Consider the following 11,188-nt stretch of genomic DNA (forward strand, 5'->3'; position numbering starts at 1 on the left):
CGGGATTATTGAGTGGGGGAGGTGAGGCTGGCAATGCTTTTGTCACGCATTGCGAACGATCTCTGTTCGCTGCGATGATACGGCAACGGTTGACGAGGTAGAGATGAGTCGCGTGATTCGGGTGGCGGGCGCCCAGATGGGGCCGACGCAGAAGGCGGACTCTCGTAGTGCGACGCTGGACCGGATGATCGCTCTGCTGGAGCAGGCGGCCGAGCGTGGGGCGAGCCTTGTCGTTTTTCCGGAACTGGCGTTCACCACCTTCTTCCCACGCTGGTTGCTGGAGGATGCGGAACTCGCGACCTATTACGAGACAGCGATGCCCAATCCGGAAACCCAACCGCTGTTCGACCGCGCGCGGGCGCTCGGCGTGGGGTTCTATGTGGGCTACGCCGAGATGACGCCGCAGGGCGAACGTTTCAACTCCAGCATCATCGTCGCGCCTGATGGCGCTATCCTGGGTAAATATCGCAAGATTCACTTGCCGGGATCGGTTGAGCCGCGCGCGGGCGCGCGTTTTCAGCAGCTTGAAAAACGCTATTTTGAATATGGCGATTCCGGATTTCCTGTTTTCCGTGCGGATGCGACGTGGCATGGCGCGCTGATGGGAATGCTGATCTGCAACGACCGACGCTGGCCTGAGGCATGGCGGTCGCTTGCCCTGCAGGGGATGGAACTGTTGTGCGTCGGTTACAACTCGGCTGCGTACGATCCGAACGGCGGCGACACCGAAAGCGCAGGGTTGCGCACATTCCACTCGAAACTTGTTGCGCAGGCCAACGCCTATATGAACGCCTGCTGGGCGGTCGCCGTCGCCAAGGCGGGTGATGAGGATGGGTCAGGGCTGGTCGGCGGAAGCTGCATCGTCGATCCGAACGGCGTCATCGTGGCGGAGGCGCAGACATTGGGTGACGAGGTGATCGTCGCGGATTGCGATCTGGACATGTGCGTGCAGGGCAAGACGAAGATGTTCAATTTCGAGGCTCACCGCCGGCCGCAATGGTATCGCCGCATCACCGAGCAGGTCGGCGTCACGCCACCGGATGGCGATGCCGCCTGATGATCGATCGGTGGGGCGTCCTTTTGATGTCTGGCGTGCTGGCGGCGTGTTTCTGCGCACCCGTCGCAGCCATGGCTGACGCCCTGCGCATTGCCGTCAATCCGATTTACCCGCCGCTGGAATTCCGCGACCCGCTCACTGACCATCTTACAGGGTTCGATATAGATCTGGGCGAAGCGATCGGCGCCCGGTTGGGTCGACAGGTGGAGTGGGAGGAAACGGCCTTCCCGGAGATGACGCCGGCCCTCGCCAGTAACCGCGCCGATATGGTTCTGAGCGGGTTCAGCGATTTACCAAGTCGACGTGGATTGATGGATTTCATCCATTATCTTCGATCTGGCGCGCAGGTTGTCGTTCTTGCCAGCGACTCCGTGCCGACGCCGGAGGCGCTGTGCGGGCGCCTGATCGCCGCCAGCCGCGCTACGGCTTTTCCCGGCATGATCAGGACATGGAGCCACCAGCACTGTGCGGCTCATGGTCTGCCGGATATGCGCTTCTATCCGTCCGAAAGCGGCGCCGACGCCCGCATTCAGCTTTTACAGGGGCGGGTCGCGGCGATGGTGCAGGGCAGCGAAACGGTCGGGTATTTCATCACGCTGACGCACGGGGCTTTCCGCACGCTCGGAGCCCCGTTGTCCGAGACGTGGCTGGCGATGGCGTTCGATCCCTCGCACCATGCGCTGGAGGGCGAGGTGAGAGGGGCGTTTAACGGGCTTGTGGCGGATGGAACGTATGCGCGCCTCATTCATCGCTGGTCGCTGGAACGGAGCGCGCTGCCGCAAGGAGAAACCGGGCCATGACGGGATCATTTTCGTACGATTTCGCAGAAGAAGCGGAGCGGTTGTGCGCTCTGCCGGTGCGACGGAGACCGGCCTGGGGACATATCGTTTCCGCGACGCTGATTGTCGTCGTGTGCGCATGGATCGTGCGCGCCTTCGCGCTGGGGCAGATTGAATGGCGCTATGTCGGCGCTTTCCTTTTCGCGCCCTCGATCCTGCGCGGCCTCGGCGCGACGTTGCTGATGTCGGCCTGCGCGATGGCGCTTGGGCTGGTCGTGGGGCTTGGGCTTGCAGTGGGGCGGCTGTCGTCCTCTCTGGTGCCGCGCTGGTTCTCCATTGCCTATATCTGGCTGTTTCGGGGCGTTCCGGTCATCTTGCAGCTTCTGGTCTGGTTCAACCTCGCCCTGATCTTCCCGCATGTCGGTCTGCCCGGTCTTGGCGAGGTGCGGACAGTCGACGTCATGACGCCTTTCCTGTCGGCGTTGCTCGGGCTCGGGCTCAATCAGGCGGCCTATATCGGTGAAATCTTGCGGGGAGGACTGCAAAGCATCGATCGCGGCCAGTACGAGGCCGCCGAGATGATCGGCATGACGCGGGGCGTCGCCCTGCGGCGGATCATTCTGCCTCAGGCGATGCGCGTCGTGATTCCGCCCTTAGGCAACGAGTTCATCAACATGATCAAACTCACTTCTTTGGCCAGCATGATTCAGTATCCAGAAATTCTGCACAACGCCGAGAACATTTATTACGCGAACACGCGGGTCATGGAGCTGCTGATCGTGGCCGGGTTCTGGTATCTCATGGCGGTCACGGTTCTGTCGCCGCTCCAGCACCTGCTTGAACGACGCGTATCGAGGGGCAGTCTGTGACGGGCGCGCCCGCCATATGGGCGCGTGGCGTCGCCAAGTCGTTCGGCGGCGCCCCTGTGCTGCGCGACGTCTCTTTCGACGTCGCGCGCGGATCGGTCGTCTGCGTTCTCGGCGCCTCAGGTTCCGGCAAGACCACGCTTTTGCGGTGCCTGGCGCAGCTCGAAACCCCGGAACGCGGCGTGATGGGGATCGAAGGCGAATTGCTGGGCCACGTCGAACGGGGCGGCGCGCTGCACAAACTGCCCGCGCGGTCTCTGGCGCTGCAAAGATTGCGGACCGGCATGGTGTTTCAGCGTTTCAACCTGTTCGGTCATATGACCGCGCTGCGTAACGTTATGGAGGGGCCCGTCACCGTGCAGGGGCGTCCCCGCGCGGAGGTGGAGCGTGAGGCGCTGGCGCTGCTCGACAAGGTTGGGCTGGCGCATCGTGCCGGACATTACCCGGCACAGCTTTCTGGTGGTCAGCAGCAACGTGTGGCGATCGCCCGTGCGCTGGCCTTGCGGCCTGCGGCGATGCTGTTTGACGAGCCCACCAGCGCTCTGGATCCGGAATCGGTAGGCGACGTGCTGGCCGTCATGCGCGCTGTCGCGGAATCCGGCGTGACCATGGTGGTCGTGACCCATGAACTGGCCTTTGCGCGGGAAGTCGCTGATCGTGTCCTGTTCATGGACGGCGGGTCGATCGCCGAGGACGCGCCGGCCGAAACCTTTTTTGCCGCGCCGGGACATCCTGCGTCGCGCGCGTTTCTTGCGGCCGCATTGAGCCGGCCCAATCCTTCGGAGACGATTGCCCCATGACCATCCGCAGCTATGACGACGTGCCGGTGCGTCCCGCCAATCTGGCGGGACCGGCTCCCGAGTTTCCGTGGCCGGACGGCAAACGTGCGGCGATGATGCTGTCTTTTGACGTGGACGCGGAGACGTACGCAACCAGCAAAGACCCGGCCCACGCCGAGCGGCTCGTCTCGATGTCCTACGGGACGTATGAAGCCCGCGTCGGCATGCCCAAGGTGCTTGAGTTGTTGCGTGAACTGGGGCTGAAGGCGACCTTCTTCACCACGGGCTGGGCGGCGGACGCGCATCCGGCGACGGTCGAGGCAGCGGTGAAGGATGGGCATGAGATCGCCCACCATGGTTATCACCATCTGCTACCGGACCCTGGTTCGGCGCATATCGAAGACGAACTGGCCATGGGGTTCGACGCTCTGAAGCGTCGTTTCGGCATCCGTCCGATTGGATATCGCGCGCCGTACGGCGAAAGCTGCGACGAATTGCGAATCGCGCTGAAGCGTGAGGGGATCGTCTATTCCAGTTCGTGGCGGGACGATGTGCGGCCCTATCGTCAGGTTCTTCCGGACGGCGCTCCGGGCGTGATCGAGATTCCTGCGACGGCCAGCTACGACGACTGGATGCACGGTATGAGCACGCGCTTCGGGCCGCGTTCGATCTTTCCCAAAGAACACGTGCTGTCCATGTGGAAAGACGAACTGGACGAAATCCGCGACTGGGGCGCGATGGTGACGACGGTGTTGCACCCACAGGTCAGCGGCCGACCGATGCGTTTGCGTCTGCTGCGAAACTTCCTGACTTATGCGATCGAATGTCGCGACGTGTGGATTGCGACAGGCGAGCAGGTTGCGCGACATTTCGAGACCTGTGAACGCGCGGACGAGGGCGTCGCGTCGTGACGGAAGATGGCGGGCAGGGCGTGAAAGGGCGGCCTCAGCGCTTCGCAAACCTGTCCTGGGCCGTTCTGTGGGACGAAGTCGCAGGCGGCCATGTCTATGCCCGCAACGTCGATCTGGTTGTGCGGGACGGACGGATCGTCTTTGCAGGTCCGGCGGCTGAACTTCCGGGCGAATATGCCGGGCTTCCGGTCGATGTCGACGGAACGGGGCTGATGGCCATGCCCGGTTTCGTGAATATTCATTCTCACCCCGCGACCGAGCCAATGAACCGCGGCCTGTTCGATGAACTCGGGTCGCCGGGGCTCTATTATTCGTCGCTCTATGAGTACATGCCGGTGTTTCGGTCGGACGCGCGCAGCAAACCCGACTGCGCACGCGTGGCCTATAGCGAAATGCTGCTGTCCGGGGTGACGACGGTCGTCGATCTGTCCACGCCATGGGACGGTTGGCTCGACGTTGCGGCGGAGAGCGGGTTGCGCGTCTGTCTCGCGCCGATGTTCCGTTCGGCCGCCTGGCGGACGGATGACGGTCACACGGTCTCATATAGCTGGCTGGAAGACGATGGCCGCCGGGGCATGGCGGAAGCGCTCGAGATCGTCGATGCGGCGCGTGGACACGCCTGCGGCCGCCTGATGGGGATGGTCGCGCCCGCACAGATCGACACGTGCTCCGAAGAATTGCTGAAAGCCTCCTTCGTCGAGGCGGATAAGCGCGACATCGCGTGGCAGACCCACGCGGCCCAGTCGATTGTCGAATTCCACGAGATCACCCGGCGCCACGGGATGACGCCGATCCAGTGGCTGCATCATCTGGGCGTGCTGTCTCCCCGCAGCATTGTCGGGCATGGCATCTTCCTGGACGATAACCCGTCCACGCCCTGGCATACGAAGACCGATCTTTCGTTGCTGGCCGATGACGGCGCTTCGGTGGCGCATTGCCCGACTGTTTTCGCTCGTCGCGGTTATGTGCTCCGTGATTTCGGGCGTTACCGTAAGGCGGGCGTGAGGCTGGGCATAGGCACCGACACATACCCGCATACGATCCTCGACGACCTGCGGCTGGCTGCCTATCTGGGACGCGTTCAGGCGGGGTCGCCGACGGCGGTTCCGACACGGGCTGTATTCGACGCCGTGACCGTCGCGGGCGCAGCGATGCTGCGTCGCGACGATCTGGGGCGGTTGGCCGTCGGTGGCTGTGCGGACATTGTTCTGGTCGATCTGAAGCACCCGATGATGCAGCCGTCGATTGATCCTGTCCGTTCGCTGATCGTATCGTGCGACGACCGCGCCATTCATTCGGTCTATGTCGGCGGTCGCAAGGCGGTGGAGGCCGGGCGCGTGCTGACGATGGATTATGTCGGCGCGACGGAGCGCCTCGTCGGCGAGCAGGCGAGGATCGTCGGCTCGGTAGCCGAGCGCGACCGTCTTGGCCGGTCGGCGGAAACGCTGATTCCCTCGACGTTTCCGATAAGATAGCGTCGCGATGTCGCTTCGGGTTCTGTTGGCGGCGTGCTTGTTTCTGTGCGCGCCTCTGGAGCGGGCGTTCGCGCGCGTCGTCACGGTCGGGCTGTACCCCAGCTATCCGCCGCTGGATATGCGCGATCCGGCGACGGACAGGTTGATGGGCTTCGATGTCGATCTCAGCCAGGCGTTGCTGCAACGCATGGGGATGGAGCGGCAGATTGCAGAGACGTCTTTCGCGCAACTGATCCCGTCGCTCACCACCGGCCGCATCCAGATGTTTTTCAACGGTATGATGGATACCCCGGCCCGGCGCGGCAGCATCGCCTTCGTCGACTACCTGCGATCGGGCGTTCGGTTTCTGGTTCTGGCTGATGACCCCCATAGCCCGGCAGCCCTGACAGGGTTATGCGGTCGGCCGGTGGCGGCCAGTCGCATCACGTCAGAACCGGCGCAGTTGATAGACTGGAGCGATCGTTTCTGTGTGGCGCGCGGGTTGCCGCCCGTCGTTCTGTTCGCCGCCGAAAATTCGGCGGATGCGCGGCTGCAGATGATGGAAGGACGTGTGGCCGCGACTTTACAGGATAGTCTGACTGCGCCGTGGATCATTGGCCTGAATCACGGTCGTTTCCGGGCGCTTGGGGAGGCGTTTAACATGACGCCATTGGGCATAGGTCTGGCGAAAGACGATCCTGCGCTGGTCTGCAAGACTGGCGCGGCGCTGGACGCGCTTCGTGCGGAAGGCGTGTACGCTGCATTGATCCGCAAATGGGGGCTGCCGCCCGACAGCGCAGTTCCAGCATCCGCCGGAGTTTCCTCATGTCCTCCATAGAGTCCGGGAACATTCTGGTTATCAATCCCAACTCATCGGAGGCAGTCACACGGGCGATCGACGCGGCCGTGGAGCCGTTGCGCGCAGCCAGTCCGTTTCCGATCATTGTGACTGGATTGCGCGATACGCCTTCGGGCATCGCCCTTCAGAGCGACGCCGATCAGGTGGCGCCGCCTGTTCTGCAGACCATGCTCGCCCATCCGGCGCGAGGTTACGTCGTGGCGTGTTTCAGCGATCCCGGAGTCACGGGCGCCCGTGAAGTCATTGCGGCCCCGGTGCGTGGCATCGGTGAAAGCGCGATCCTGCACGCGATGACCAGAGCCGATCGTTTCGGGGTCATTGCGTTGTCGGCCAGTTCGGTCCTGCGGCAACGGCGACTGGTCCGCGTCATGGGCGTCGCGGAGCGCTACGCAGGGAGTCGCGCTGTGGACGCGCGGGCCGAGGAGACCACCAACGACGCACTGCTGGACCGCATGAACGAGGCGGCGTTCAGGCTGGTCGCTGATGGCGCTGACATCATCATCATGGGGTGCGCAGGCATGGCGCATTTCCGCGCCAGAATAGAGGCGCATTGTCAGCGCCCGGTCGTTGAGCCGACGCGCGCTGCAGTGGCGGCTCTTATCGGAGATTGCCTGTTGCGGTCCTGTGACGTTTGAGAGCGGCCGCGTCGGTGGCGTGCGCAGTTAATTTGGCGCGACCATAATTTTCAGTGATGGAAAGGACGCAATTGCGATAGGATGTTTCGATAAAGATATGACTGAGCCGTTGGCGTCCGTGCTTATATTTTCCTGTATTCTTCAGGAGATCTTATACCATGGCGCGACGCACATGCGTACGTTTGCTTTTGTTGGCGACGACCTGCGTGACGGTGATTCACGTTGGTCATGCTCGCGCCGAAGATGTTGTCAGCCCGCTGCAGGACCGCGAGGAACGCATTACCGTCAAGGGCGGGACGGCCAGTGCGAATGGGGTGACCAACACCACGCCCGGTGGTGGGATGATGCCACGCCAGACTGCGGCGAAGGCCATCAGCGGCGTCAGTCGGGACTTTATCGCGAAACAATCGCCGACCACGAATGCCTTGACGATGCTGAAAGCGATGCCTGGCGTAATCGTGGCGAGCGTCGATCCGCTTGGGACCTCGGATCGCATGAATGTCTCAATTCGTGGGCTCAATCAAACGGAGATAGGGACGACATTCGAAGGAATGCCTGTCGGAGACAAGCTGTATTATAGCCCATTCACTTCGGAATGGTCGGACACGGAAAATCTGGGCTTCGTGGACGTCGCTCAGGGCGCGCCTGATATAAGCGCGCCTGTGTATAACTCGGTCGGAGGTCAAATCAACGCCGGTTTGCGTAATCCGTCGGACCATTTTGGCGGCCTCGTGGACGTGGCTGGCGGCACAAAGGCGGTCAATCGGGAATTTCTGCGCGTTGATACGGGCTTGATTGGCAAGACTGGGACCAAGGGATACATCTCGTTCTCCCACTCTGGCAATGATAACTGGCGCGGCACAGGTGGGCAGACACGTTATCACGTCGATGCAAGAGCGGTGAAGGAATGGGGCGACGATAATAGAATAGCGCCTTTTCTGTCCTGGAATCTTGTGCAGGCTGACCTGTTCACAAACCCGACTCTGGCGCAGTGGAACCAGTATAAGGATTCATATAACTACTCAGGGACATACAGCTTCGGGAATACGGCCTACCAGAAATTCCACTTTTATCGCCGGCAGACCGTCATGCTGGCGGCGCCGTCCAGATTTTCGCTGACGCCGAACCTCAAGCTGTCGGTCACGCCGTACTTCATGTACACGCATGGCATTATCAATGGAGCGTCTGTTCTGAACGATAGCAGTGTCTTTTACGGAAATCAGGCGGCCGGACCGTTGAATTTGCCTTATAGCGTCAACGGAAAAACTACAGTCGAGAATGTTGACCCCTATACGCAATTTTCAGCGGGGCAGAATGCCTATCTGACCTGGACGCAGGGGCGCAATACGCTACAATTTGGCTACTGGTATGATTATTTCGACCACAACGAGGCGTCGTCCTACTCAGTCGCCGATTTCTCAGGCAATGTTCGCAACTCGTACGGCCACACTCCGGTTCTGACATCTGGCGGCGATGTTCTGCGGTCATTTGACGGTCATATCATTCAGCAGATAAATGCACTTTTTATCAGCGACACGATGAAATTTTTCCACGACAGATTGACGCTGAACGCCGGCTTCAAGGAAGTTATGGTGTCGCGCAGCGCGACCAGCATGTTGCCTGGCTCCACGTATGCGGTAACGGCGAATGACGCAGTGCCGTTACCCCAGTTTTCGGCGAGTTATAAAATTACGCAGAATGATCAGGTCTATATCAACGGTAGTACAGCTTTTCGTGAACCCGCCTCCATTAACTCATATGTCGATATCTTCAATTCCTCCACGGGAAAGATGTCCAGTACGCATAGTTCGAATCTGAAGCCGGAATATTCAATATCCGAGGAAATCGGCTATAGGCATTACGGATTGGTGAATGCGTCTGTCGCTTTCTTCAATTACAACTTTACAAACCGTCAGGTTTCAACCAGCGCATTGGTCAACGGCACCCCGGAGACTTCGTCTCTGAACGCGGGGGGGCAGACTTCGCGAGGCGTTCAGGCGGAGGTTGGGCTGCGCCCGTGGCGGCATTTCAGTCCGTATGTGTCGGGGCAGTATTTACATGCGACGATTGACAACAATTTCGCCGTCAGTGGCGATTTGCTTCCGACCAAGGGGAAAACGGCTGTTCTTAGCCCAAAATTTTCTGGGTCAATAGGACTTTCCTACGACGATGGCTCGATGTTCGGCAACTTCGCGCTGACCTATGTCGGGTCGCAATACACCACATTCATGAACGATCAGCATATTCCAGGTTACGAGACGGCGAACATGACCCTCGGGTATCGCTTCAAGACGGTGGGGCCGGCGAAGCATCCGCAGATACAGCTAAATCTTATTAATATAGGCAATGAGAAATACCTCTCTGGTGCTTACGGAGTGACGCCTAACGCGCGAACGACGCGTGGTGTGTACGGCACAAGCCTGTCCGGGAGCAGCCCGACCTACTACGTCGGCGCCGGTTTCGCCGCTGTGGTTTCGCTGAGTTCCGGTTTCTGATTCCGTTTTGGAAATATCGACAGGAGGGGGTGGCCACGTGCAGTGCGGATCCTGCGCGTCCGACGCCATCGCAACCACCGGCTTGCCATCAGTGTTTCTTGCCGCGGGCAGGGCGGTCTCTTATATGGAAACATATGTTTCCTTTAAATTGAGGGCGATATGCCGCAATCGCATGTGGAGCCAGAACGGCTGACCGTGCTTCGGGTCGAAGAACTTTGGTCTCCGTCTTCGTTGGGTGCACAGGATGTCGTGATTCAACGAGACCGGATTGTAGCCGTTCTTCCCGACGCGAGCGGCCTGCTGCGGTTGTTTGGTGGGCCGCAGCCACGCGAATTGCAGGCTGCCCGCGCGATCCCGGGCTTGATCGACCTGCATATGCATCTTCTTGGTGGTGGGGACGGGGACGGTCTCCTTGGCCGGATGCCGGAGATGTCTGCGTCGGCGCTGTTCGCCGACGGCGTGACGACGGTCGCGACGCTGCTCGGTGTCGACACGCGTTTCAAGACGCTGGCGGGATTGTTGAACAAGGCCGAGGGCGAGGCGGCGGCAGGTTTGACTTGCTTCGCTTACACCGGCGGCATGGGCGCCGAGCCGCCTTCAATCCTTGGCGATCACGTCAGCGACGTGGCGTTGTTTGCGCGGGTGATTGGAGCGAAGGCGGCGATTGCCGATCCGCTATACGACACCCAAGTGATCGCGCTTGAGGCGCTGGCGACCCAGATGCGGCAGGCGCGAGCGCTGACTGGCAAGCCCTCCATCCTGCATCTGCATGTAGGGCGCGGATATGAGGGGTTGGAGCCTCTGTTCCGGCTCTGCGACCGGACGGGCCTGCCGCCCGGACAGGCTGCGCCGACGCATGTCAATAGAGCGGCGGCGGTGTCGCCGGCGTTCCGGCAAGGGCTGGACTGGGCGAGGCAGGGCGGCGTTATCGACTTCACCTGCTGTCTGGGGCCGCAGGATGGAAGTCCAGTTGGAATGGATCCGGTTCGTGCAGTGCTGGAGGCTCTGGATGCTGGCATTCCATCTGATCGCCTGACCCTGTCGTCGGACGCCGGAGTTGCGGTTCCAGACGGGAGCGGCGGATTTCGGCAAGTTTCGGGGGGCGTTCTGATGCGCGATGTCCGGCGGTTGATCGCGGCTGGACTTTCTTGCGAGACTGCCTTGGCGTTGGTGACCTGTAATCCGGCGGCGCGTCTGGGAATATCGGGCCGGAAAGGTCGCATCGCGGCTGGGTTCGACGCCGATATCGTATGTCTGGACGACAGTGGCGTGGTGACGCAAGTCCTCGCGGGCGGCGTGGTCCGTTTCACGCGAACCTGCGACGATATGACGCCGGAATGATTGACACGCAAA

10 protein-coding genes are annotated in these 11,188 nt (G+C 61.1%); all 10 read left to right on the forward strand.

Annotated features, from left to right (window positions below; translation table 11 throughout):
- Positions 1-103: 103 nt before the first annotated feature.
- The 10 genes from G442_RS0110745 to G442_RS0110790 all read left to right on the forward strand — a co-directional run bounded on the left by G442_RS0110745 (position 104) and on the right by G442_RS0110790 (position 11,176).
- Positions 104-1,057 (forward strand): N-carbamoyl-D-amino-acid hydrolase, encoded by a 954-nt coding sequence (locus tag G442_RS0110745; protein ID WP_026397997.1) that lies wholly within the window; start codon positions 104-106, stop codon positions 1,055-1,057.
- Positions 1,057-1,857 (forward strand): ABC transporter substrate-binding protein, encoded by an 801-nt coding sequence (locus tag G442_RS0110750; protein ID WP_051292205.1) that lies wholly within the window; start codon positions 1,057-1,059, stop codon positions 1,855-1,857. The genes G442_RS0110745 and G442_RS0110750 overlap by 1 nt, the downstream gene beginning before the upstream one ends.
- A complete protein-coding gene (locus G442_RS21915) occupies positions 1,854-2,705 on the forward strand; it encodes an amino acid ABC transporter permease (RefSeq protein WP_051292206.1) in 852 nt (283 codons plus the stop codon). Before G442_RS0110750 ends, G442_RS21915 begins: the two co-directional genes overlap by 4 nt.
- Positions 2,702-3,502, forward strand: coding sequence for an amino acid ABC transporter ATP-binding protein (locus tag G442_RS21920; protein ID WP_035376471.1), 801 nt, complete (start codon positions 2,702-2,704; stop codon positions 3,500-3,502). The genes G442_RS21915 and G442_RS21920 overlap by 4 nt, the downstream gene beginning before the upstream one ends.
- On the forward strand, positions 3,499-4,392 hold the full coding sequence (locus G442_RS0110765) for a polysaccharide deacetylase family protein (RefSeq protein WP_026397999.1): 894 nt from the start codon (positions 3,499-3,501) through the stop codon (positions 4,390-4,392). The genes G442_RS21920 and G442_RS0110765 overlap by 4 nt, the downstream gene beginning before the upstream one ends.
- Positions 4,389-5,867 carry an amidohydrolase family protein gene (locus G442_RS0110770; RefSeq protein ID WP_246789412.1) on the forward strand — a complete coding sequence of 493 codons (1,479 nt, stop codon included), beginning with the start codon at positions 4,389-4,391 and terminating at the stop codon, positions 5,865-5,867. The genes G442_RS0110765 and G442_RS0110770 overlap by 4 nt, the downstream gene beginning before the upstream one ends.
- A gap of 7 nt (positions 5,868-5,874) precedes the next feature.
- The gene (locus G442_RS0110775) at positions 5,875-6,684 is read left to right on the forward strand and encodes a transporter substrate-binding domain-containing protein (protein ID WP_026398001.1); all 810 of its coding nucleotides are present in this window, start codon (positions 5,875-5,877) and stop codon (positions 6,682-6,684) included.
- A complete protein-coding gene (locus tag G442_RS0110780; protein ID WP_026398002.1) occupies positions 6,672-7,340 on the forward strand; it encodes an aspartate/glutamate racemase family protein in 669 nt (222 codons plus the stop codon). Before G442_RS0110775 ends, G442_RS0110780 begins: the two co-directional genes overlap by 13 nt.
- Before the next feature lie 158 nt (positions 7,341-7,498).
- Positions 7,499-9,835, forward strand: a complete 2,337-nt coding sequence (locus G442_RS0110785) for a TonB-dependent receptor (RefSeq protein WP_026398003.1) — start codon at positions 7,499-7,501, stop codon at positions 9,833-9,835.
- A 159-nt stretch (positions 9,836-9,994) separates the two neighbouring features.
- Positions 9,995-11,176 carry an amidohydrolase family protein gene (locus G442_RS0110790; protein ID WP_026398004.1) on the forward strand — a complete coding sequence of 394 codons (1,182 nt, stop codon included), beginning with the start codon at positions 9,995-9,997 and terminating at the stop codon, positions 11,174-11,176.
- Positions 11,177-11,188: the final 12 nt, after the last annotated feature.

This window comes from Acetobacter nitrogenifigens DSM 23921 = NBRC 105050 (genome assembly GCF_000429165.1).
GTDB lineage: Bacteria > Pseudomonadota > Alphaproteobacteria > Acetobacterales > Acetobacteraceae > Acetobacter > Acetobacter nitrogenifigens.

Bases quoted from the DNA above. Each gene is read 5' to 3' on its own strand.
- G442_RS0110745 (WP_026397997.1), top strand. From the start codon at position 104: ATGAGTCGCGTGATTCGGGTGGCGGGCGCCCAGATGGGGCCGACGCAG.
- G442_RS0110750 (WP_051292205.1), top strand. From the start codon at position 1,057: ATGATCGATCGGTGGGGCGTCCTTTTGATGTCTGGCGTGCTGGCGGCG.
- G442_RS21915 (WP_051292206.1), top strand. From the start codon at position 1,854: ATGACGGGATCATTTTCGTACGATTTCGCAGAAGAAGCGGAGCGGTTG.
- G442_RS0110765 (WP_026397999.1), top strand. From the start codon at position 3,499: ATGACCATCCGCAGCTATGACGACGTGCCGGTGCGTCCCGCCAATCTG.
- G442_RS0110775 (WP_026398001.1), top strand. From the start codon at position 5,875: ATGTCGCTTCGGGTTCTGTTGGCGGCGTGCTTGTTTCTGTGCGCGCCT.
- G442_RS0110780 (WP_026398002.1), top strand. From the start codon at position 6,672: ATGTCCTCCATAGAGTCCGGGAACATTCTGGTTATCAATCCCAACTCA.
- G442_RS0110785 (WP_026398003.1), top strand. From the start codon at position 7,499: ATGGCGCGACGCACATGCGTACGTTTGCTTTTGTTGGCGACGACCTGC.
- G442_RS0110790 (WP_026398004.1), top strand. From the start codon at position 9,995: ATGCCGCAATCGCATGTGGAGCCAGAACGGCTGACCGTGCTTCGGGTC.